The organism is Sphingomonas tabacisoli (genome assembly GCF_042678385.1).
Classification (GTDB): Bacteria; Pseudomonadota; Alphaproteobacteria; order Sphingomonadales; family Sphingomonadaceae; genus Sphingomonas_B; species Sphingomonas_B tabacisoli.
Genome location: NZ_JBHUDY010000001.1, coordinates 776848 through 798290 on the forward strand (window position 1 = coordinate 776848; position 21443 = coordinate 798290).

Below are 21443 nucleotides of genomic sequence, written 5' to 3' on the forward strand. Positions count from 1 at the left end.
CGTCATGCCGGACTTGATCCGGCATCCACCTGCCTTTGAAGAAGGTGGACCCCGGACCAAGTCCGGGGTGACGGGTGTGATTCAAGCAAACGTCTTCGCGAACGCGTCCAGGGCGGCTTTCAGCTTGCCCTTGGTGTCGTCCGACAGGTCGCGCTCGTTGCGGATCGCTTCCAGCACGCCGGCGTGATTGTGGCGCAGGTCCGACAGCATCTCGCGCTCGTAGCGAGTCACGTCCTGCACCGCGACATTGTCGAGATAGCCGTTGGTGCCGGCGAAGATGGAGACGGTCTGCTCCTCGAACGGCATCGGGTTGAACTGCGGCTGCTTCAGCAGCTCGGTCAGGCGCGCGCCGCGGTTCAGCAGGCGCTGGGTCGAGGCGTCGAGGTCGGAGCCGAACTGCGCGAACGCCGCCATCTCGCGATACTGCGCCAGCTCCAGCTTGATCGAGCCCGAGACCTTCTTCATCGCCTTGGTCTGCGCGGCCGAGCCGACGCGGCTGACCGACAGGCCGACGTTGATCGCCGGGCGGATGCCCGCGAAGAACAGGTCGGTCTCGAGGAAGATCTGGCCGTCGGTAATCGAGATCACGTTGGTCGGAATGTAGGCCGACACGTCGCCGGCCTGGGTCTCGATGATCGGCAATGCGGTCAGCGAGCCGTTGCCGTTGGCGTCGTTCAGCTTCGCGGCGCGCTCCAGCAGGCGGCTGTGCAGGTAGAAGACGTCGCCGGGATAGGCTTCGCGGCCCGGCGGACGGCGGAGCAGCAGCGACATCTGGCGATAGGCCACCGCCTGCTTCGACAGATCGTCATAGACGATCACGGCGTGCATGCCGTTGTCGCGGAAATATTCGCCCATCGCGCAGCCGGTATAGGGCGCGAGGAACTGCAGCGGCGCCGGATCCGACGCAGTCGCGGCGACGACGATGGAATATTCCATCGCGCCATTCTCTTCGAGCATCCGCACGATCTGCGCGACGGTCGAGCGCTTCTGACCGACCGCGACGTAGATGCAGTAAAGCTTCTTCGACTCGTCGCTGCCCTGGTTCACCGTCTTCTGGTTGATGAAGGTGTCGATGGCGACGGCGGTCTTGCCGGTCTGGCGGTCGCCGATGATCAGCTCGCGCTGGCCGCGGCCGACCGGGACGAGCGCGTCCAGAGCCTTCAGGCCGGTCTGCACCGGCTCGTGCACCGACTTGCGCGGGATGATGCCCGGCGCCTTCACTTCGGCGCGGCGACGCTCGACGTTCACGAGCGGGCCCTTGCCGTCGATCGGGTTGCCGAGGCCGTCCACGACGCGGCCGAGCAGGCCCTTGCCGACCGGCACGTCGACGATGGTGCCGGTGCGCTTGACGGTGTCGCCTTCCTTGATGCCCGCGTCCGAGCCGAAGATCACGACGCCGACGTTATCGGCCTCGAGGTTCAGCGCCATGCCCTGGATGCCGCCGGTGAACTCGACCATCTCGCCCGCCTGGACGTTGTCGAGACCGTGGATGCGCGCGATGCCGTCGCCGACCGACAGCACCTGGCCGGTTTCGGAGACTTCGGCCTCGGTGCCGAACGAGGCGATCTGGTCCTTGATGACCTTCGAGATTTCTGCGGCGCGGATATCCATGTTCAGCCTTTCATCGCTTGCGCGAGGGTGTTCAAACGGGTGCGGATGGAGCTGTCGATCATCTGGGAGCCGATGCGGACGACCAGCCCGCCCAAGATGGAGGGATCGACGGTGAGTTCAACAGCGACGTCGCGGCCAAGGCGCTGTTTCAGCTGACTTTTCAACTGCGCGACCTGATCGTCGTCGAGCGGATGAGCGGAGGTGACTTCGGCGGTCGTCTCGCCGCGGTGACGGGCGGCCAGCGTGCGGAAGTTTCGGATCACCGCGCCGAGCTGGCCCAGGCGGCGGTTCTGCGCGAGCACCCCCAGGAACTTGGTGGTGATGTCGTCGAGGCCGAGCGCGCCGGCGGCAGCGCTCACGCCCTTTTCGGCGTCCGTGCGGCTGAGCACCGGGCTGGTGGTCAGGGTGCGGAAATCGTCCGACTGATCGAGCGCGGCGCGGAGCTTGCCGAGGCTCGATTCGACCGCTTCGATTTTCTTAGAATCGCGCGCGAGCTCGAACAACGCGGTCGCGTAGCGCCCCGAAAGGCTAGCCCCAATGCCGCCGGAATTCTCCACGCGCCCGATGTCCTCCAAGACGGATAAAATGGCCCTGCGCCAAAAGGGGCGCGCAAGCACGCCCGGCGAGGTCGCGGCGCGGTTAGCAAAGGGGGGCGGGGGATGCAAGGAGCGAAATCCTCCCCTCGCTGGCGAGGGGAGGGGGACCATGCGCCAGCATGGTGGAGGGGCCGCAGCGCAGCGAGGACCGCTGACCCTCTGCTTCGCTCCGGGCCCCTCCACCGCACTTCGTGCGGTCCCCCTCCCCTGCACATGCAGGGGAGGATCCTTTGAACGCAACCTCCGGGACGCCGATGATTCGTTCGGACGCTACATCCGCCTCATACCAATGGAGGCGATCATGGCTTATCTGACCGAAGAGCTAATGCGTGGACCCAAGACCGTGACAATGGACGACGATAGCTGCTGGGCGGCGGTGACGCGGCGCGACCGGGCCTATGACGGCCGGTTCGTTACCGGCGTGCTGACGACCGGCATCTATTGCCGGCCGAGCTGCGCGGCGCGTCATCCCCGGCGCGAGAATGTGCGCTTCTTCGCGACCGGCGAAGACGCGGCGGCGACGGGGTTGCGCGCCTGCCTGCGCTGCAAGCCGGACGAAGTGGCGCGGGACGCGGAAGCGGTCGCCCGGGCGATCAAGCTGATCGAGGCGAGCGAATCGGCGCCGTCGCTGGACGCGCTGGCCGAAGCGGTCGGCTATTCGCCGTTCCATTTTCACCGGCTGTTCAAGCGCGCGACCGGGGTGACGCCGGCCGATTATGTGCGAGCACGGCGCGCGGGGCAGATGGCGAAGAGCCTGGAGGCCGAGCCGCGGATCACCGACGCGATCTACGACGCCGGCTATTCGGGGCCGAGCCGCTTTTACGACGATGCGAAGCGCCGGCTGGGCATGACGCCGTCCGCCTGGCGCAACGGCGGCGCGGGCGAGACGATCCGCTGGGCGACGGCGGAGACCGATCTCGGCACGATGCTGGTCGCGGCCACGGCGAAAGGCATTTGCCGGCTGTCGTTCGACGAGGACGAGCAGGTGCTGGTGCGGCGCTTCCCCAAGGCGCGGATCGAGCATGGCGGTGCGGAGATGGCGGCGCTGGTGCAACGCACGGTCGCGGCGGTGAATGCGCCGGAGAAGCCGCATGATTTGCCGCTCGACGTGCACGGCACCGCCTTCCAGGAAGCGGTGTGGCGGGAGCTGCAGAGGATCCCGGCCGGCGAGACGCGCACTTATGCGCAGATCGCGGCGGCGGTCGGACGGCCGGCGGCGGTGCGCGCGGCGGGAACCGCGAACGGCGACAACAATGTCGCGGTGCTGATCCCCTGCCACCGCGTGATCCGCACGGACGGGACGCTCGGCGGATATGCGTACGGGCTGGAACGGAAGGCGGAATTGCTGCGGCGGGAGAAGGGTGCCTAGGCTTCGATGCACCTAATCGTCCATGTCGAGCGAAGTCGAGACACGCACTTTCGGCTCAGTGCGTCCCTCGACTTCGCTCGGGATGGACGGCCCTGGTTTACTTCGCCGCCGCCGTCTCCGCCTTCTTTTCCTCGCCCGCCGCATTCCACGTCTTCAGTCCGGCTGCCGCGCCGCCCTGATCGATCGCGGCGATAACCTTGCCGGCGAAGTCGGCCATCGGGCCGCCGTGCGGGCTATAGGCTTCGGCAGCGAGCACGGCGCGCGCGTCCGGTCCCTTGCCGTCGACCAGGAGCTGGTGACCGAGGATCATCCGCACCCCTTCGTCCTCGGGCGCCAGCATCGACGCGGCGCGGAGGCCGATCACGGAGTTGGGCGTCGGCTGAATGCCTTCGGCCGCGAAGCTGGTATAGAAATGGAGCAACGGCGCCGGCGCGTTCGGCTCGACGCGGTTGGCGCGCACGAACCAGCGGCGCGCCAGCTTCCAGTCGTCGGGTGTGGCCTTCGGCGTGTCCCTCAGCTTCGCGACCGCGACCCGGCCCTTGAAGATCAGCGCGCGGACATTGTCCGGCTCTGCGGCAAGCACCTTGTCTGCCGCCTTGTCGCAGGCGTCGAGATTGCCGGCGTCGATCTCGGCTTCGGCAAGCGCGAGCTGGACGAACGGGTCGTCGGGATAAGGCGCAGCGGCGGCGCGCGCGTCCTTCACGACTTCCTTGGCCGTGGCTTCGTCGACGCCGCGGCGTGAACGCATCATCACCGGCATGATCGCGTTCGCACCGGGCGACAGCTCGCGCACCTCGACCGGCGCATAGCGGATCAAATTGGCCGGCACGCGCCTGTAGGAGAGCTTGCTGTTCGAATAGCCGGTGAGCTCGCGATCCAGCTTGTCGAGGTCGCCGAACGCTTCCTTCGCGGCAGCGGGGCTGGGCGTGCCCTTGTTGATCGCCACCAGATATTTCGCGAGCTGGCCTTCGCGTTCCTTCGAGAAGGTCAGGTAATGCGTCAGCAGCCAGCCGCGGGCGTAGAGCGCCTCGACCAAAGAGCCGTTCAGCTTGCCCGAATCGGCGCTCATCAGCGCGGCGACGGGCACGGACGAATAACGAATGTCGAATGCGCGGTGCTGGGCGGGAAGACCAAGGTCGACCGACCCGTCAGCCACGAACCGCGCGGTCGAGTTGAACTCGGCATAGCCCTCGCTGAACCAGCGCGGGAAGGCCATCGGATAGTTCCGGAACATGAAATGGTGGGCATATTCGTGCAGCAGCACGATCTGCGCGTTCATGTCCCAGGTCGCGCCCGACCCAGCGCGGCGCGGCACGAAGGCGATCGAGTTGCCCGCGCGCCCGTCGTAAAAGCCGCCGACGCCCTGGGAGCCCTTGCCCATCATCTTCTGCACCGCCGCCATGTTGGCGACCTGGAACACGGTCAGCCGATTGCTGGGGCTGTCGGTGGTCTGCGGCAAATCGCGCAGCACGCGCATCGCGGCATCGAAGCGCTCAAGCTCGGTCGCGAACTCCTTCAGGACCTCGGGCTTGTCTTCGGAATAGACGATGAAATGGGCCGAGCGGGCCTCGCGCCAGGTCGCGCCCGCAGGCGCCGCCGCGGTCATGGAAGCAAGCAGCAACAGGAACTTACGCACCGATTCTCCCCCTATCTGGTCGCTGCTCCATCTTGCACATGACCGCAGGAATAGACCAGCCGCTCATTGGGGGCAGGGGGCAGCAGGTCGCGGACGGCGCGAGTCAGCTCGCCTGTCATGCGCGCGCCTTCGGCCGAGCAGCTCCGCGCCGGATATTTGGCCTGGAGCGCGCGGGCGGCGCCGAGCGTGTCCGCGGGCAGGAAATAGCGCTCGACCGTGTAGCGTAACGTCGCGGGATCGAAACGGCGGATCGCGGCCACTGCCTCGCGCGGAGACACGTCGGCGCGGACGAAGCGGTCGTCGTCCGGCGCGAAGGCGGTGTCGCCGGACGCGCAGCCATTCGCGCCCCAATCGAGCCGCGTGTCCTGCGGGTCGGAGACGGTGATGCGGCTGCGTTCGAGGTCGATGCGGCAGGCGTAGCGGCCCTCGGCGCTGGCCTGGGTGGATGCCTTGCGCGCTTCGGTGGCAAGGCGGAGATCGGCCTGGTCGAGATCGGGACGCGCCGCCCAGGCGATCGGGGCGCCGACCATCAGCAGCACCCCGGCTGCCCCGGCGGCGAGCGCCAGCCGGCGATCGTCCCGGCTCAGCAGCACGAATGCGCCGTTCACGAACATCGCGCCGAAGACGAGCAGCAGCGCCGCGATGGCGAGGCCCTTGTCGCGCTCGCCGAGGATCTGGTCGCGGAGCTTCTGGCGGCGGGCCGAGAGCCGCTCGCCGGCCGTGGCGGCGCGCATGCGTTCCTGCTCGGCGCGGGCATCCTCGCTGCGAGCGAGTCGCTCGTCGATCGTCGCCTGTTCGGCGCTGGTGCGGCAGGGCAGGCCGGTGGTGTGCGGGTGGACGCCGGCGCTGCGCAGGAACGGCACGATTTCCTTCACCGACACCGCGAAGGCGAACACGGCGTCGACCCCTTCGGAGTTGGAGACGAAGCTGTTGATGCCGACCACGCGCCCGCAGGAATCGACCAGCGGTCCACCCGAGTTTCCGCGGCCGATCGCGGCATCATGCAGCACTGTGTCGAAACGCTGCGACGAGGCGCCGCCCGAAACGTGGCCCCAGCTTTTGACGGGCGCCGCCGGGGTCACAAAACCCTCCGCGCTGAGCTCGCGCGCGCGGTCGACCGAATAGGGATAGCCAAGCGCTGCGACCGCGGCGCCGTCCGGAACCGGCCCGGTGGCGATTGTGGCCGGCTCGACGCGGCCGTCGACGAGCTGGATGAGCGCGAGGTCGCGCTGCGGCTGGTACGCTATCAGCTTGCCGGTGAAGCGCTTGCTGCCTTCGGACGGCACCACGCCGATGATCGCGTCGCCTTCCGCCGCGTCGGCGACGACATGGGCATTGGTGAGGATGCGGTCCGGCGCGACGGCGACGCCGCTGCCGGTCCCGATCGCCTGTGGTTCGCCTTCCTGCATCGCGACAACGACCACGCGCACCACGCTGCGCCCGGCCGCGGCGACGTCCAGATTGTCCTGCGCGTGGGCGGGGGTGGGGAGGGTGAGAACCGCCGCTATCAGCAACACCCACCCGGTTCGGGCTGAGCTTGTCGAAGCCCTCCCTTCCCTCTTCCTGCCTTTGGAAAAAAGAAGGGAGGCCTTCGACAAGCTCAGGCCGAACCGGGTTGAGGTTGCGCGCAGAACGTCAGTTTCCAAGGAACGCCTTCACATCCTCGGCGAACGCATCGGGTGCGTCGAGCATGATGAAGTGGGCGGACTTTGGGACGCGCTTCAGCGTGACGTTCTGCACGTCGGCATAGGCGGCCTTGTACACGGTATCGAGCTGGGCGTCGGTGAACGGCGCGCCGGCGGGCATCACGTAGAGAACCGTGGTCGGCGCCGTGATCGCCTTCAGCTCGGGGCGAAGATCGGTCACGATCAGCTCGGAAAAGGCGTTGGCGACTTCGTCCGGGTTGCTGGCGCGGCTGTCTTCCAGCGGGCCGGGGCGCTCGCTCGCGGTGTTGATCATGCTGGTGATCGTCCGCTCGCGCTCCGCGGCGCGTTCCTCTGCCGTCGCCTTGGCGGAGCGTGCCCGCATCGCGTCGGCAATCGGACGGACGCTATCCGCGGTGGCGGTCGGACCGCCGAACATCAGGCCGATGAACGGGTGCATATCGACCACCATCAGCTTGCCGACCTCTTCCGGGTGGCGCGCGGCGATCATCATCGCGATCGTGCCGCCCATCGAATGGCCGATCACCGCCGGTTTCCCAAGCTTTTCCTCGCGGATGTAGCGGGCGATCTCCTCGGCGACCGGCGCGACGACGGCGCCCTGCGCATTGCCGCCCGGCGGCGTCGCGCCCATGCCCGCGATCTGGACCAGGTGATAGCGATAGCCGGGGACCTTCTCGATCGTGCCTTTCCAGACCCGCGGACTGGAGGCGAGGCCGTGGATCAGCACGACGTCGGGGCCGGAGCCTTCGGTCGTAACGCTAATGCGATCCGACTGGAAAGCAGCGAACGCCGGGCTGGCGGCGAACATGGCCGCAGCGGCGAAAAAGGCGCGAAACATCAGGTCCCTCCCGGTTGTGCGGTCTGGATAGGGCAGCGCCGCGGCCGCCGCTAGAGGAAGCTGTACGGGTCCACGTCCACGGCGACGCGGACGCTGTTCGGCCAGTCGAGGCTGCCCAGCCAATCGCGGATCACGTCCTGCACGTCGAGGCTGCGGCGGGCGTGGACGAGGAGGCGGTGGCGGTGACGGCCGCGCAGCATCGCTAGCGGGGCGGGGGCGGGGCCGAAGACGTGCATGTCCTCGATGTGCGGCGCGGTCTTGCCGATCAGACGTGCGGTTTCCAGCGCAGCCTGGGCATTCTCGGAGGAGACGATGATCGCCGCCATGCGACCGAACGGCGGCGCGCCGGCTTCCAGCCGTGCCTCGGTCTCGGCGGCGTAGAAGCTTTCCGCATCGCCGCTGACCAGCGCCTGGATCACAGGCGCGTTCACCTCGTGAGTCTGGACGAACACGCGGCCGGGCTTGGTGCCGCGGCCGGCGCGGCCGGCGACCTGGGCGATCTGTTGGAAAGTCCGCTCCGCCGCGCGCAGGTCGCCGCCGGATAGGCCGAGATCGGCGTCGACCACGCCGACGAGGGTCAGGTTCGGGAAGTGATAGCCCTTGGTGACGAGCTGCGTGCCGATCACGATCGAGATCTCGTTCGCTTCCATCCGCGCGACGAACTCGGCGGCCTTGGCGGGCGACCAGATCGTGTCCGAGGTGACGATCGCGCGCGGGGCGTCGGGAAAGAGCGCCGCCACTTCGTCGGCGATGCGCTCGACGCCGGGGCCGCAGGCGACCAGAGAATCCTCCGCCTTGCATTCGGGGCAGAGCTCGGGCGGCTTCGCGATCAGGCCGCAATGATGGCATTGCAGGCGGTGGATCAGCCGGTGCTCGACCAACCACGCCGTGCAATTCGGGCATTGGAAGCGGTGGCCGCAATGGCGGCAGAGGGTCAGCGGCGCGTAGCCGCGGCGGTTGAGGAACAGCAGCGCCTGTTCGCCGCGTTCCAGTGTCTCCTCGATCGCATTGACCAGCGTGGGCGCGAGCCAGTGTCCGCGCGGCGGCGGGTCCTGCAGCAAGTCGATCGCCGCGATGTCGGGAAGCTGCGCGCCGCCGAAGCGGGCGGGGAGCTTTACTTCCTCATAGCGGCCAAGCTCGACCTGGTGGCGCGTCTCGATCGCGGGCGTCGCCGAAGCGAGGATCACCGGAATGTCCTCGAATCGGCCGCGCATCACGGCGGTGTCGCGGGCATGGTACTGGACGCCGTCTTCCTGCTTGAAGCTCGATTCGTGCGCCTCGTCGACCACGATCAGGCCGAGGTTCGAATAGGGCAGGAAAAGCGCCGAGCGGGCGCCAACGACTACTTTTGCGTCGCCGCTCGCGATCGCCCGCCAGGCGCGGCGGCGCTGGGACTGGCGCAGGCCCGAATGCCAGGCAACCGGCAGCTCGCCAAAGCGCGCGGCGAAGCGGCGCAGGAACGGTTCGGTGAGCGCGATTTCGGGGAGCAGCACCAGGCTCTGCCGGCCCGCGCGGAGGGCGGCGGCGATCGCCTCGAAATAGACTTCGGTCTTGCCGGAGCCGGTGACGCCGTCGAGCAGGAAGGGCTGGAAGCTTTTCGCCTCGACCGCCGCTACGAAGCGGTCCGCTGCTGCGACCTGCTCTTCGGTGAGTTCAGGCGGGGCGTGGTCGGGATCGGGCGGGGCGAAGGGCGTGTCGAGAGCGACTTCGATCGGCTCGATCGCGCCGGCCTTGCACAGCCCGCGGATGACCGCGTCGGACACACCTGCGATCAGCGCAAGCTCACGGATCAGCCCTTGCCGGTCGCCGATCCGCTCCAGCGCCTGCGCGCGCTGCGGCGTCAGCCGGTCCGGCACCAGCCCGGTCGCGCGATATTCGAGGACCGTGCGGCCGCCCTCCAGCGCCGACGAGGAAGACAGCGCCATGCGCAGCACCGCGGCCGGCGGGGCGAGATAATAGTTGGCGGTCCACTCGATCAGCCGGCGCAGCTCGGCCTTCAGCGCCGGCGCGTCGTACACGGCGAGCAGGTTGCGGAGCCGATTGTCGCCGACTTCCGCGTCGGAGGGCATATGCTCCGGCTCCCACACCACGCCGGTAAGCTGGCGGGGCCCAAGCGGGGCGACGACGATCGAGCCGGGCTCGACCTCCATCCCGCGCGGCACGCGATAGTCGAGCGGCCCTAGCGCGGGGTTGAGCAGGAGAACGCGGGCGCGGGACATTGCCTCGCGAGCTAGCGGCCCGCGCTCCGCTGGCAAGAGGGAAGCGTCAGAAGACCGGTTCGTCGCCGTCCGGCGTGTGGATGCCGCACTCGGTCTTGTCCCAGCCGCGCCAGCGGCCCGCGCGCGGGTCCTCCCCGGGCTTCACCTTACTGGTGCAGGGCGAGCAGCCGATCGATGGATAGCCCTGCGCCTCCAGCGGATGGCGCGGCAGCCGGTGCTCGTCGAAATAGGCGTTGAGCCGTGCCTTGTCCCAGTCGGCGAGCGGGTTGAGCTTCAGTCGACCTTCGTCGATCTCGAAGCGGGGCAGTGCGGCGCGGGTCTTACCCTGGAACGCCTTGCGGCCCGAAATCCAGGCATCGAACGGCTGCAGTGCGCGGCGGAGCGGGCGCACCTTGCGCAGGTCGCAGCACCCGTCGGGATCGTAGGACCAACGCAGGCCGGTCTTGTCGCTGGCGGCGAGGTCATAGGGATCGGGGCGGAAGACGCGCAGATCGGTGTAGCCGAGCCGCTCCGACAGCTCGTCGCGGTAGGCGAGCGTTTCCCCGAAAATCTTCTGCGTGTTGATGAAGATCAGCGGCACATCCTTGTCAACGGCGGCCACCATGTGCAGCAGCACCGCCGATTCCGCGCCGAACGACGAGACCACCGCGACCCGGCCCTTCAGTTCGGTCGTCAGCAGTTCTTGCAGCATCTCCGCGGTGCCGACGCCTTCGAACCGCGCGTTCAGCCGGTCGGCATCGGCCTGGGTAAAGGCCGGGCTCGTGTCGATCAGATCCAGTTTCCTTGCCACGCTAGCCATGACGCAACTTCCACACAGGGACCGCATGATCGGCGGCGGTCTGATAGAGATAAGGGAAACGGTTTAAGGATTCCTCGACCACCTTGGGGTCGAGCGGCTGCGCGGGCGCGAAGCTGTCGAAGCCGACACGGCGCATGAACAGGATTTGGTCGACGAGCACATCGCCTTCGGCGCGGAGCTCGCCCGTGTATCCGTTCTCGCGCAGGATCGCCGCCGCCGAATAGCCGCGGCCGTCGCGGAAACGCGGGAACGAAATCTCGACCAGCTTCAGCCGGCCGAAATGCGGGATCAGCTTGCGCACGTCCTCGCCCGCCTCGACGCGCACGGCATGCGCGTCGGACTGCTCGAGGAAAGCGTCGAGGGTGACGGCGGGCTCTTCGAGCGGCTCGTCGTTGCGGAAGCGAAGCTCAACCATAGATCGCCTCCTTGAACGGCTCGAAGCCGACGCGGCGGTAGGTATCGAGGAAGCGTTCGCCCGGCTCGCGGACAGCTCGGTATTTCTCGACCGCTCGCTCGACGGCGTCGACGACGCCATCCTCGCTGAAGCCGGGGCCGGTGATCTTGGCCGGGCTCGCATCCTCCGCACCCGATCCGCCGAGCAGGAGCTGGTAATTCTCCGTGCCTTTCCGGTCGACGCCCAGGATGCCGATATGACCGGCATGGTGGTGGCCGCAGGCGTTGATGCAGCCGCTGATCTTGATCTTCAGCTCGCCCAGGTCCTGCTGCCGATCGAGATCGGCGAAGCGTTCGGCGATCTTCTGCGCGACCGGGATCGAGCGCGCGTTCGCCAGGCTGCAATAATCGAGACCGGGGCAGGCGATGATGTCGGTGACGAGATCGAGATTGACGTCGGCAAGTCCCGCCGCGTCGAGCGCCTGCCACACCGCATGAAGGTCGCGCCTGGCGACGTGCGGCAGGACAAGGTTCTGGGCGTGCGTCGCGCGCAGCTCGTCGAAGCTGTAGCGCTCGGCAATGTCGGCGACGGCGTCCATCTGATCGGCTGAAATGTCGCCGCCGATGCCGCCCACTTTCTTCAGGCTGACGTTGACGATCGCATAGCCCGGCGCCTTGTGCGCCGCGGTCTGGCGATCGACCCAGAGCGCGAATTCGGGATCGGAGCGATCGATGTCTTCGGACAGCCCGGTCTCGAACGGCGGCGGCGCGAAATACGCGGCGATCCGGTCATACTCGGCCTGCGGAAAGTCGGTGCCAAGCTTCAGCACATGCGCGAATTCCTCCTCGACCTGACGGGCGAATTCCTCGGCACCGAGTTCGTGGACGAGGATTTTCATCCGCTGCTTGTGGATGTTGTCGCGCCGGGCGTGGCGGTTCCAGACGCGCAGGACTGCCTGCAGGTAGGAGAAGATCTGGTCGGTGGGGCAGAAGGCGCGGATCGGGTGCGCGAGGAACGGCGTGCGGCCCATGCCGCCGCCGGCGAACACCTCGAAGCCGATCTCGCCCGCGTCGTTCTTCACGATGCGGAGCGCGAAATCGTGCCAGCGCAGCGCCGCGCGGTCCTCCGCCGCGGCGGTCAGCGCGATCTTGAATTTGCGCGGCAGGTAGCTGAACTCGGGGTGGAACGTCGTCGCCTGGCGCAGCAGCTCGGCCCAGGGGCGCGGGTCCATGATCTCGTCGGCCGCAGCGCCCGCATATTGGTCGGCCGAGATGTTGCGGATGCTCTCGCCCGAGGTCTGGATCGCATGCATTTCGACGGAGGCGAGCTCGGCGAGGATGTCGGGCGCCTGCTCCAGCTTGATCCAATTGTACTGGAGGTTCTGCCGCGTCGTGAAATGGCCATAGCCGCGATCATAGGTGCGAGCGATGTGCGCCAGCTTGCGCATCTGCTTACCGTTCAGCGTCCCGTATGGGATCGCCACGCGCAGCATGTACGCGTGGAGTTGCAGGTAGAGCCCGTTCTTCAGCCGCAGCGGCTTGAACTGGTCCTCGGTCAGCTCGCCGGCGATGCGGCGGCGGACCTGGTCGCGGAATTCGTCGACGCGCGCATCGACGATCGCCTGGTCATATTGATCGTAGCGGTACATGTCAGATCACCCAGCTGCCGGCGTTCGGGTCGGCAGGTTTCAGCGTGAGGTCCGGGCGCACGGTCGGGCCGAGCGCGCGGATGCGGTCCTTGATATGCGCGGGGCGGGGGCCTTCGGGCGTCTCGATCGCCTCGATGATATAGGGATTGTTGACCCGCCGCGCGCCTTCCTCGCGGGTGAGGATCGCCTCGCCATGCTCGCCCACATCGACGGCATCCTCGACATGGCGCGACCAATAGCTGCCGGCCCACCAGGTCACGGCGCCCGTCGGCAGATCGTTTCCGGTGAGAATTTTCACGCCAGCTTCTCCGCCTGTTGGGCGAAGCGGGCGAGGCAATCGGCCGCATCCGAACGGTCGACGACTTCGCCGACGACGATGATCGCCGGGCTCTGCACGCGCTCGCGCTCCAGCATCCCGCCGAGGTCGGCGAGCAGGGAGCGCAGTGCGCGGGCGCCCGGGCGCGTGCCGTTCTCCAGCACCGCGACCGGCATGTCGGGCGAGACGCCGTCGGCGATCAGCTTCTCGGCAATGTCGGGCCCTGTCGCGACGCCCATATAGATGACGAGTGTGCGGCCCTTGCCGGCAAGGCCGGACCAGTCCTGATCGGTCAGCCCCTTGCATTGGCCGGCGACGAAGCTGACGGCGCTTGACAGTTCGCGGTGGGTGAGGGGCAGCATCGCTTCGGCGGCGCAGCCGAGCGCGGCGCTGACGCCCGGCACGACCTCGACCGGCACGCCGGCGGCACGGCACGCTTCGGCTTCCTCGCCGCCGCGGCCGAAAATGAAGGGGTCGCCGCCCTTCAGCCGGATCACCTTGTTGCCGGCCAGCGCTTCCTCGACGAGCAGCAGGTTGATCGCATGCTGGGCAAGCGTGTGGCGGCTGCGCTGCTTGGCGACCGAAATGCGCGGCGCCTCGCTCAGCGCCAGGATGCGCGGATCGACCAGCCCGTCATGAACGATCAGGTCCGCTTCGGCCATCAGTCGCACGGCCTTCAGCGTCAGCAACTCCGGATCGCCGGGGCCCGCGCCCACCAGATACACATGTCCTATGCTCATTTGGTGCAGATGGCGTGCTGACGGCGCTGTCACAAACCATCGATGCTTTCGCGCGGTTTAGCGCTGCTTTGTGCACCGCGGCGGTAGAGAAGGATCAGCGCAAGCCGATCGCGATGCTTGCCTCCGGCGCTGCCGCCTCGGTCGAGACGACGGGGTAGGCGCAATAGTCCGCTGCGTAATAGGCGCTCGGCCGGTGGTTGCCGGAGAGGCCGACGCCGCCGAACGGGGCTGCCGAGGAAGCCCCGTTGGTCGGGCGGTTCCAGTTGACGATGCCGGCCCGGGCACCCGCCCAGAAGCGGTCGAACAGCGCCTGGTCGCCGCCGATCAGCGAGGCGGAGAGGCCGTAGCGGGTGTCGTTCGCTTCTGCGATCGCGGCGTCGGAATCGGGCACGCGGATGAGCTGCAGCACGGGGCCGAACAGCTCGGCGTCCGGGCGGTCCGGCACGTCGGTCACGTCGATCAGCGCCGGCGTGAGGAACGGGCGATCGGCATCCGGCCGGTCGAGCGGGCGGATCACCCGTCCGCCGCGTTCGACGAGCGATAGGAAAGCTTCGATCAGAGCATCCGCAGCGTCGTTGTCGATGACGGGCCCGAGGAACGGCGGCGGATCGTCATGCGGCGCTCCGACGATCAGCCGGTCGATCAGCGCCTGCAACCGGCCAAGGAGCGGCTGCTCCGCGCCGTCCTGGACGATCAGCCGCCGCGCCGCCGTGCAGCGCTGGCCCGCGGTCATATAGGCGGATTGGACGATCAGTGTCGCCGCGGCGTCGAGGTCGCCCGCGTCCCAGACGATGATCGGGTTGTTGCCGCCCATTTCCAGCGCCAGAATCTTCTCCGGCGCATCGGCGAATTGGCGGTTGAGCGCGAGACCCGTCCTTGCGGAGCCGGTGAACAGCAGCCCGTCGATGTCAGGATGCGCGGAGAGCGCGCGCCCTTCCGCCGGGCCGCCGATCAGCAGCCGCGCGACGCCTTCGGGCACGCCCGCTTCATGGTACAGCCGGATCAGCATCTCGCCGCTCGCCGGCGTCTTTTCGGACGGCTTGAACACCACCGCGTTGCCCGCAAGCAACGCCGGAACCATGTGGCCGTTCGCGAGATGCGCGGGGAAATTATATGGCCCCAGCACCGCCAGCACGCCGTGCGGTTTGTGGCGCAGATGCGCGCCGGCGCCGAGGTCGCGGGTGCCGGTGCGCTCGGCATGGGCGCGGATCGAAATCTCGACCTTGTTGACGACCGTGTCCACTTCGGTGCGCGCTTCCCAGAGCGGCTTGCCGGTCTCGCGGGCGATCAGGTCGGCGAAAAGCTCCTTCCGCTCCTTGGCCAGATCGGCGAAGCGGCGCAACACCGCGATCCGCTCCGCAAGCGGCCGCCGCGCCCAGTCCGCCCAGGAGGCGCGGGCGGCAGCAACCTCGGCATCGGCATCGCCGATGGGCGCGCGCCACAGCTCGGCGCCGGTCGCGGGTTCGTAGGAAATCAGGTCGGTCATGGAACCGCCGTAACAAATCCTCCCCGGGACGGGGAGGGGGACCGGCGAAGCCGGTGGAGGGGGCCCCGAGCAAGGTCCAAGCAGTGGGCCCCCTCCACCACGCGCTATCGCGCGCGGTCCCCCTCCCCGTCCCGGGGAGGAACTGAACCCAGCGCTGCGCCCATCTCCCTCACCTGCGCAACCTTGGCGTGAAGCGCGGACCAGTCGTCGTCCTCCGCAATGCGTGCCCAGATCGCCTCGACTTCCTCGATGTGCATCGAGCAAGGTTCGCCCGACCAGAAGGGACGATCGAGGCTGCGCGCCGGGCGGTACGCTGCGATCCGCTCGCGGAACGGGGCGAACGCTTGGTCCGCATAGCCCTGACGCCGCAGCTCGCCGCCCGCCCAGTCGAAGAAGAAGCGGTCGATCTGCGTGCTGCTGCCGGCCAGTCCCTGCTCGATCGCCTGGATCAGCGCGATGTCCTCCTCTTCGCCGCGCGGCTGCACGCCCAGCCGCCACAGGAAGCGCTCGACCAACGCCGCGCGATACAGTTCGGGGAATCGATCCAGCTCGGCGATCAGCGCGTCGACCTCGGCGATGGTCCTGAACGCCCCGGCGAGCTGCACCGCGTCCCACTGGATCGCCTCGGCCTGCCGACCGAAGGCGTAGAGCCCGGCATGGTCGAAATAGGCGGCGGTGAAGCCCGGATCGAAAGTCGGCGTGAATCGCCACGGGCCGTAATCAAAACTTTCAGCGGTGATGTTGATGTTGTCGGAGTTGAGCACGCCGTGCACGAACCCGGCCGCCATATAGCTGGCGGCCAGCCGGGCGGTGCCTTCCACGACATGCCGCAACAGCTCCAGCGGATCGCTGCTCGCCGAGCCGAAATAAGTCCGCAGGCTGTAATCGACGAGTCGCCTCAGCTCCTCGTCGCTCTTCAGATACGCAAGCCGCTGGAAGCTGCCGATGCGGATATGGCCGTGGCTCATCCGCACCATCACCGCCGAGCGGGTAGGCGAGGGCTCGTCGCCGCGGTGCAGTTCCTCGCCGGTTTCGATCAGCGAGAAAGTGCGCGACGTATTCACGCCCAGCGCCTCCAGCATCTCGGTCGCGAGGATCTCGCGCACCCCGCCCTTCAAGGTCAGCCGCCCGTCGCCGAAACGGCTGTACGGCGTCTGTCCCGAGCCCTTGGTCCCAAGGTCCAGCCAGCGGCCGCGCGCGTCCTTCAACTGCGCAAAAAGGAAACCGCGCCCGTCGCCGATATCCGGATTGTACACGCGGAACTGGTGGCCGTGGTAACGGAGCGCAAGCGGCTGGGGCAGGTTGCCCGGCAGCGGCTCGAACCGCCCGAAATGCCGCACCCATTCTTCGTCGCTCAGACCCTCTAGCCCGACTTCCACCGCGGCGCGGTCGTTGCGGAAGCGCAGCACGGTTTTCGGGAAATCCGCAGCCTTCACCGGATCGGCAAGGAAGTCGGCGACGTCGAGGATGGGTTGCGGGGGAGAGGCCATGCCGCGATATGTGCGCGCAGGCTCAAGGGGACAAGCATGGCCGAATACACCGACGGCTTTTGGTGGAACGACGGCCTGAGGCTTCACTATCGCGACTATCCGGGCGGCGCCGATGGCCGGCCGCCATTGCTGTGCCTGCCGGGCCTCACCCGCAACGTCCGCGATTTCGAAGCATTGGCCAACCGGCTCGCGCCCGACTGGCGAGTCATTGCGGTCGATTTCCGCGGCCGCGGCGAAAGCGCGTTCAGCAAGAACCCCGCGTCCTACACGCCGCTGATCTATGCGCTCGATCTGCAAGCGCTTCTTCGCGAACTGGATCTCACCGCCTTCGTCAGCATCGGCACGTCCCTAGGCGGCCTCGTCACGATGCTGCTGGCCGGCAGCGAGCGCGACAAGATTCGCGGCGCCGTGTTCAACGATGTCGGCCCCGAAGTGGAACGGGCCGGAATCGCGCGCATCCGTGGCTATGTCGGGCGCAGCGGCAATTGGCCGACCTGGCTGCACGCCGCCCGCAGCCTCGCCGCCAGCCAGGGCCAGGCCTATCCCGATTATCGGATCGAGGATTGGCTGGCGATGGCGAAGCGCCTTTACCGCCTGTCTAGCAACGGCCGTGTAGTGATCGACTATGACCCGCGGATCGCGGAGCCGATGCGCAATGTCGCGGACGAGCCGGCGCCCGATCTTTGGCCGATGATCGGGCCATTGAAAGATGCGCCTGTGCTGGTCCTCCGTGGGGCTTTGTCGGACGTGCTGGCGCCCGCGACGGTCGAGCGGATGACGCAGGTGTTGCCGATGGCCGAAGCCGTCACCGTGCCGCGCGTCGGCCATGCGCCGACGCTCGACGAACCCGACGCCGTCGCCGCAATCGATCGCCTGCTCGCCAAGGTGCTGAAAGGCTGAACAAAAAAGGGCTCGCCGGGACAAGGGGGTGGGGAACCCGGCGAGCCCAAAATGTCTTGGCCTGTCCGATACTAACTGGCGGCAATGATTGAAGTTCCCCGCTTCGTCTCATTTTGGGACGAGAGCGCGGGAGCGTCACGCCCGCGCGTGCGTTTCGGTTGCAGCCAAGTTTCTTGTGCGATGAGGGAAATCCCTTGCTATAGGCCCCGCGATGAACGCAGCAACTATGGGATTTAAGGGCCTGAAGCCGATCGTGTACGCCGGGCGCGAAGTCTGGCCGTTGATCGAGGGCGGCAAGGGCGTCTCCGCGACCAACCACGCAAGCTCCGGCGCCTGGGCGGCGGCCGGCGGCATCGGCACCGTCTCGGCCGTCAACGCCGACAGCTACGACCCGACCGGCAAGATCGTGCCTCAGGTCTATCAGAGCCGCACCCGCCGCGAACGTCACGAGGAACTGATCCAGTTCGCGATCGACGGCGCCGTCGAACAGGTGAAGCGGGCCTGGGATATTGCCGGCGGCAAAGGCGCGATCAACATCAACGTGCTCTGGGAAATGGGCGGCGCGCAGCGCGTGCTCCACGGCGTGCTGGAGCGGACCCGCGGCCTCGTCGCCGGCGTCACTTGCGGCGCCGGCATGCCCTATAAGCTGAGCGAGATCGCCGCGTCCTACGGCGTCAATTATCTGCCGATCATCAGCTCGGCGCGCGCCTTCAGCGCGCTGTGGAAGCGCGCCTATTCCAAGGCTGCGGAGTGGCTGGCAGGCGTCGTGTACGAAGACCCGTGGCTCGCCGGCGGCCATAACGGACTGTCGAACGCGGAAGACCCGCTCCAGCCGCAAGATCCTTATCCGCGTGTGAAGGCGCTGCGCGAAACGATGCGGGCCGGCGGCATTTCGGATGACGTGCCGATCATCATGGCCGGCGGCGTCTGGTATCTGCGCGACTGGAACCACTGGATCGACAATCCGGAGCTCGGCTCGATCGCGTTCCAGTTCGGCACCCGGCCGCTGCTGACCAAGGAAAGCCCGATCCCGGACGACTGGAAGAATGCGCTGTTGACGCTCGAACCGGGCGACGTGCTGCTGCATCGCTTCTCGCCGACGGGCTTCTATTCGTCGGCCGTGCGTAATCCGTTCCTGCGCAACCTCGAAGCGCGCTCGCAGCGCCAGGTGCCGTTTTCCGGCGAGATGGCGGGTGATCATACCCACCAGCTCGATGTCGGCGTGAAGGGTAAGAATTTCTGGGTGACGCGCGGCGACCTGATGCGCGCGCGCGAATGGTACGGCCTTGGTTTCACCGACGCGCTGAAGACGCCGGACAACACGCTCGTGTTCGTGACGCCGGAGGAAAAGGCGATCATCCGCAAGGACCAGGCGGATTGCATGGGCTGCCTCAGCCAGTGCGCCTTCTCGTCCTGGGCCGACAACGAAACCAACTCGACCGGCCGTCTCGCCGATCCGCGCAGCTTCTGCATCCAAAAGACGCTGCAGGACATCGCCCACGGTGCGCCCGTCGACCAAAACCTGATGTTTGCCGGCCACAACGCCTATAATTTCAAGCGCGATCCCTTCTATTCGAACGGCTTCGTGCCGACGGTGAAGCAACTGGTGGACCGGATTCTGACGGGCGATTGATTCGCCGAAATCATAACTCACACCGTTCGGGCTGAGCTTGTCGAAGCCCCATCCTTGTTCTTTCTGGAATCTTCAAAAAGAAAGGGAGGGCTTCGACAGGCTCAGCCCGAACGGCACTTTGTGTCCAGGCGTGGTGGTTTTCATCGCTCGCCACCCCATTTAAGGCGCTTCATGTCCTTTTCCGATCTCCCGCCGCTGCTTGCAGAGGCACTCTCCGAACGCGGCTATCGCGAACCCACGCCGGTCCAGGCGGCCGTCCTCGATGAAGGCGCGCACGGCCGCGACCTGATCGTCTCCGCGCAGACCGGCTCCGGCAAGACCGTCGCCTTCGGCCTGTCCGCCGCGGGCGAGTTGCTGGAAGGCGATCGCGTCGCGCCGTCGCGCGAGCCGCTGCTGCTTGTGATCGCTCCCACGCGCGAGCTGGCGCTGCAGGTCAGCCGCGAGCTGACCTGGCTATACGGCAAGGCGGGCGGGCGGATCGCCACTTGCGTCGGCGGCATGGACGCGTCGAAGGAACGCCGAACACTGTCTTATGGCGCGCAGATCGTCGTCGGCACGCCCGGGCGCTTGCGCGACCATCTGGAACGCGGCGCGCTCGACCTGTCAGCCCTTCGTGTTGCGGTGCTCGACGAAGCCGACGAGATGCTCGACATGGGCTTCCGCGAGGACCTTGAGGAAATCCTCGACGCATCGCCCGCCGAGCGCCGCACCTTGCTGTTCTCGGCGACGATGCCCAAGCCGATCGTCGCGCTCGCCAAGCGCTACCAGCGCGACGCGCTCCGCATCTCGACGGTGGGCGAAGATCGCGGTCACGGCGACATCGCCTATCAGGCGCTCGCCGTCGCCCCGCCCGACATCGAACACGCGGTCGTCAATCTGCTCCGGCTCCACGAGGCGGAAACGGCGATGCTGTTCTGCGCCACGCGCGAGAATGTGCGGCATCTGCACGCGACCCTGGTCGAGCGCGGCTTCGCCGCCGTCGCGCTGTCGGGCGAGCACAGCCAGAACGAGCGCAACGCCGCGCTTCAGGCGCTGCGCGACCGCCGTGCCCGCGTGTGCGTCGCAACCGACGTCGCTGCGCGCGGCATTGATCTCCCGACCCTGAGCCTGGTGATCCATGTCGAGCTGCCGCGCGACGCCGAGACGCTGCAGCACCGTTCCGGCCGCACGGGCCGCGCGGGCAAGAAAGGCACCGCCGTGCTTGTCGTGCCGTTCCAGCGCCGCCGCCGCGTCGAATCGATGCTGCGCGGCGCGCGCATCCGTGCCGAATGGATCGACGCGCCCACGCCCGAGGCGATCCGCGCGCAGGATCGGGAGCGGCTGCTCGAAGCGTTGATGCAGCCGGTCGAGGTCGACGAGGAAGATCGCGCGATCGCCGCGCGCCTGCTCGCCGAACGCAGCGCGGAGGACATCGCCGCCGCACTCGTGCGCGCGCATCGCGCCTCGCTGCCGGAGCCGGAGGAACTGCTCGGCCAGGCGGCTGCGCAGGAACGCCGCGCCGAGCGGCAGGACGGGCACCGCGCTGGCTTCGACGACACGGTTTGGTTCCGCATCGACGTCGGCCGCCGCCATAATGCCGATCCGCGCTGGATCCTGCCTTTGCTCTGCCGCCGCGGCCACATCACCAAGGCCGAAGTCGGCGCGATCCGCATCCAGCCCAACGAAACCCAGTTCGACGTGCCGCGCGCCATCGCTGCCCGCTTCACGGCCGCATGGGCGCGCAGTGCCGACAAGGGCGATCCCGAAAGCAACATCGCGCTGGAGCCGCTGCAGGGCGGCCCCGCCCCGCACGCGCCGCGCAAGACTTACAAGCCGAAACCGAATATGCCGGGCCGCAAGCCGGGCCGTCCAGGTCCGCGCCCGCATGCGAAGGGGGCACGATGAGCGGCGAGAAGTTCGAACGGCACCGCCAGGCCTGGCGGCCCGACGAAATCCAGAAGCTCCATACGCTCGCCAAAAAAGGCATGGCGCTGAAAGCGATCGCCAAGGCGCTCACCCGCAGCGAGGAATCGGTCAAGGACCGCGCCAAACAGGACGGCCTCTCGATCGCCAAGCTGCGCTGATCGCGGCTTCGTCGCGGGAGGCGGCGGGTTCGTAGCGGGAA

At 67.7% G+C, this 21443-nt stretch carries 18 protein-coding genes; 5 read left to right on the top strand and 13 right to left on the bottom strand.

Going from position 1 to position 21443, the window contains the following annotated elements; translation table 11 throughout:
- Positions 1-81: 81 nt before the first annotated feature.
- Both atpA and ACFSCW_RS04360 read right to left on the bottom strand, forming a co-directional pair.
- Positions 82-1611 carry a F0F1 ATP synthase subunit alpha gene (gene atpA / locus ACFSCW_RS04355; RefSeq protein ID WP_380887266.1) on the bottom strand — a complete coding sequence of 510 codons (1530 nt, stop codon included), beginning with the start codon at positions 1609-1611 and terminating at the stop codon, positions 82-84.
- 2 nt (positions 1612-1613) lie between these two features.
- A complete protein-coding gene (locus tag ACFSCW_RS04360; protein WP_380890006.1) occupies positions 1614-2168 on the bottom strand; it encodes a F0F1 ATP synthase subunit delta in 555 nt (184 codons plus the stop codon).
- Between the two features lie 340 nt (positions 2169-2508).
- Between ACFSCW_RS04360 and ada the strand changes: the two genes are divergently transcribed.
- Complete coding sequence (ada, locus tag ACFSCW_RS04365; protein WP_380887268.1) at positions 2509-3576, top strand: bifunctional DNA-binding transcriptional regulator/O6-methylguanine-DNA methyltransferase Ada; 1068 nt, start codon at positions 2509-2511, stop codon at positions 3574-3576.
- Between the two features lie 97 nt (positions 3577-3673).
- On the opposite strand, the gene ACFSCW_RS04370 is transcribed toward ada, so the two are convergent.
- From ACFSCW_RS04370 to ACFSCW_RS04420, 11 genes are all read right to left on the bottom strand, one after another.
- Positions 3674-5212 carry a hypothetical protein gene (locus ACFSCW_RS04370; protein ID WP_380887270.1) on the bottom strand — a complete coding sequence of 513 codons (1539 nt, stop codon included), beginning with the start codon at positions 5210-5212 and terminating at the stop codon, positions 3674-3676.
- 11 nt (positions 5213-5223) lie between these two features.
- Positions 5224-6726: a S1C family serine protease gene (locus ACFSCW_RS04375; protein WP_380887272.1), complete on the bottom strand. Its 1503-nt coding sequence runs from the start codon at positions 6724-6726 to the stop codon at positions 5224-5226.
- Positions 6727-6847: 121 nt separating this feature from the next.
- Positions 6848-7714, bottom strand: coding sequence for an alpha/beta fold hydrolase (locus ACFSCW_RS04380; RefSeq protein WP_380887274.1), 867 nt, complete (start codon positions 7712-7714; stop codon positions 6848-6850).
- Between the two features lie 50 nt (positions 7715-7764).
- The gene (locus ACFSCW_RS04385) at positions 7765-9933 is read right to left on the bottom strand and encodes a primosomal protein N' (protein ID WP_380887276.1); all 2169 of its coding nucleotides are present in this window, start codon (positions 9931-9933) and stop codon (positions 7765-7767) included.
- 46 nt (positions 9934-9979) lie between these two features.
- The gene (locus ACFSCW_RS04390; protein ID WP_380887278.1) at positions 9980-10732 is read right to left on the bottom strand and encodes a phosphoadenylyl-sulfate reductase; all 753 of its coding nucleotides are present in this window, start codon (positions 10730-10732) and stop codon (positions 9980-9982) included.
- Positions 10725-11147, bottom strand: coding sequence for a DUF934 domain-containing protein (locus tag ACFSCW_RS04395; RefSeq protein ID WP_380887280.1), 423 nt, complete (start codon positions 11145-11147; stop codon positions 10725-10727). The genes ACFSCW_RS04390 and ACFSCW_RS04395 overlap by 8 nt, the downstream gene beginning before the upstream one ends.
- A complete protein-coding gene (locus tag ACFSCW_RS04400) occupies positions 11140-12774 on the bottom strand; it encodes a nitrite/sulfite reductase (protein ID WP_380887282.1) in 1635 nt (544 codons plus the stop codon). Before ACFSCW_RS04400 ends, ACFSCW_RS04395 begins: the two co-directional genes overlap by 8 nt.
- Position 12775: 1 nt before the next feature.
- Positions 12776-13072: a DUF2849 domain-containing protein gene (locus ACFSCW_RS04405; protein ID WP_380887284.1), complete on the bottom strand. Its 297-nt coding sequence runs from the start codon at positions 13070-13072 to the stop codon at positions 12776-12778.
- Positions 13069-13830 carry a uroporphyrinogen-III C-methyltransferase gene (cobA, locus tag ACFSCW_RS04410; RefSeq protein WP_380887286.1) on the bottom strand — a complete coding sequence of 254 codons (762 nt, stop codon included), beginning with the start codon at positions 13828-13830 and terminating at the stop codon, positions 13069-13071. The genes ACFSCW_RS04405 and cobA overlap by 4 nt, the downstream gene beginning before the upstream one ends.
- Before the next feature lie 94 nt (positions 13831-13924).
- On the bottom strand, positions 13925-15316 hold the full coding sequence (astD, locus tag ACFSCW_RS04415; protein ID WP_380887288.1) for a succinylglutamate-semialdehyde dehydrogenase: 1392 nt from the start codon (positions 15314-15316) through the stop codon (positions 13925-13927).
- Positions 15317-15420: 104 nt separating this feature from the next.
- Positions 15421-16806 carry a protein adenylyltransferase SelO family protein gene (locus ACFSCW_RS04420; RefSeq protein WP_380887290.1) on the bottom strand — a complete coding sequence of 462 codons (1386 nt, stop codon included), beginning with the start codon at positions 16804-16806 and terminating at the stop codon, positions 15421-15423.
- Between the two features lie 36 nt (positions 16807-16842).
- Between ACFSCW_RS04420 and ACFSCW_RS04425 the strand changes: the two genes are divergently transcribed.
- The 4 genes from ACFSCW_RS04425 (at position 16843) to ACFSCW_RS04440 (ending at position 21402) form a co-directional block, all read left to right on the top strand.
- Positions 16843-17706 carry an alpha/beta fold hydrolase gene (locus ACFSCW_RS04425; protein ID WP_380887292.1) on the top strand — a complete coding sequence of 288 codons (864 nt, stop codon included), beginning with the start codon at positions 16843-16845 and terminating at the stop codon, positions 17704-17706.
- Positions 17707-17917: 211 nt separating this feature from the next.
- A complete protein-coding gene (locus ACFSCW_RS04430) occupies positions 17918-19339 on the top strand; it encodes an NAD(P)H-dependent flavin oxidoreductase (RefSeq protein WP_380887294.1) in 1422 nt (473 codons plus the stop codon).
- A gap of 171 nt (positions 19340-19510) precedes the next feature.
- Entirely contained in the window at positions 19511-21223 is a 1713-nt protein-coding gene (locus tag ACFSCW_RS04435; RefSeq protein ID WP_380887296.1) for a DEAD/DEAH box helicase, read from the top strand.
- The gene (locus ACFSCW_RS04440; RefSeq protein ID WP_380887298.1) at positions 21220-21402 is read left to right on the top strand and encodes a hypothetical protein; all 183 of its coding nucleotides are present in this window, start codon (positions 21220-21222) and stop codon (positions 21400-21402) included. The genes ACFSCW_RS04435 and ACFSCW_RS04440 overlap by 4 nt, the downstream gene beginning before the upstream one ends.
- Positions 21403-21443: the final 41 nt, after the last annotated feature.

Coding starts and splice junctions, on each gene's coding strand:
- atpA (WP_380887266.1), bottom strand. CDS start 1,611: ATGGATATCCGCGCCGCAGAAATCTCGAAGGTCATCAAGGACCAGATC.
- ada (WP_380887268.1), top strand. CDS start 2,509: ATGGCTTATCTGACCGAAGAGCTAATGCGTGGACCCAAGACCGTGACA.
- ACFSCW_RS04380 (WP_380887274.1), bottom strand. CDS start 7,714: ATGTTTCGCGCCTTTTTCGCCGCTGCGGCCATGTTCGCCGCCAGCCCG.
- ACFSCW_RS04385 (WP_380887276.1), bottom strand. CDS start 9,933: ATGTCCCGCGCCCGCGTTCTCCTGCTCAACCCCGCGCTAGGGCCGCTC.
- ACFSCW_RS04390 (WP_380887278.1), bottom strand. CDS start 10,732: ATGGCTAGCGTGGCAAGGAAACTGGATCTGATCGACACGAGCCCGGCC.
- ACFSCW_RS04395 (WP_380887280.1), bottom strand. CDS start 11,147: ATGGTTGAGCTTCGCTTCCGCAACGACGAGCCGCTCGAAGAGCCCGCC.
- ACFSCW_RS04400 (WP_380887282.1), bottom strand. CDS start 12,774: ATGTACCGCTACGATCAATATGACCAGGCGATCGTCGATGCGCGCGTC.
- cobA (WP_380887286.1), bottom strand. CDS start 13,830: ATGAGCATAGGACATGTGTATCTGGTGGGCGCGGGCCCCGGCGATCCG.
- astD (WP_380887288.1), bottom strand. CDS start 15,316: ATGACCGACCTGATTTCCTACGAACCCGCGACCGGCGCCGAGCTGTGG.
- ACFSCW_RS04420 (WP_380887290.1), bottom strand. CDS start 16,806: ATGGCCTCTCCCCCGCAACCCATCCTCGACGTCGCCGACTTCCTTGCC.
- ACFSCW_RS04425 (WP_380887292.1), top strand. CDS start 16,843: ATGGCCGAATACACCGACGGCTTTTGGTGGAACGACGGCCTGAGGCTT.
- ACFSCW_RS04430 (WP_380887294.1), top strand. CDS start 17,918: ATGAACGCAGCAACTATGGGATTTAAGGGCCTGAAGCCGATCGTGTAC.
- ACFSCW_RS04435 (WP_380887296.1), top strand. CDS start 19,511: ATGTCCTTTTCCGATCTCCCGCCGCTGCTTGCAGAGGCACTCTCCGAA.
- ACFSCW_RS04440 (WP_380887298.1), top strand. CDS start 21,220: ATGAGCGGCGAGAAGTTCGAACGGCACCGCCAGGCCTGGCGGCCCGAC.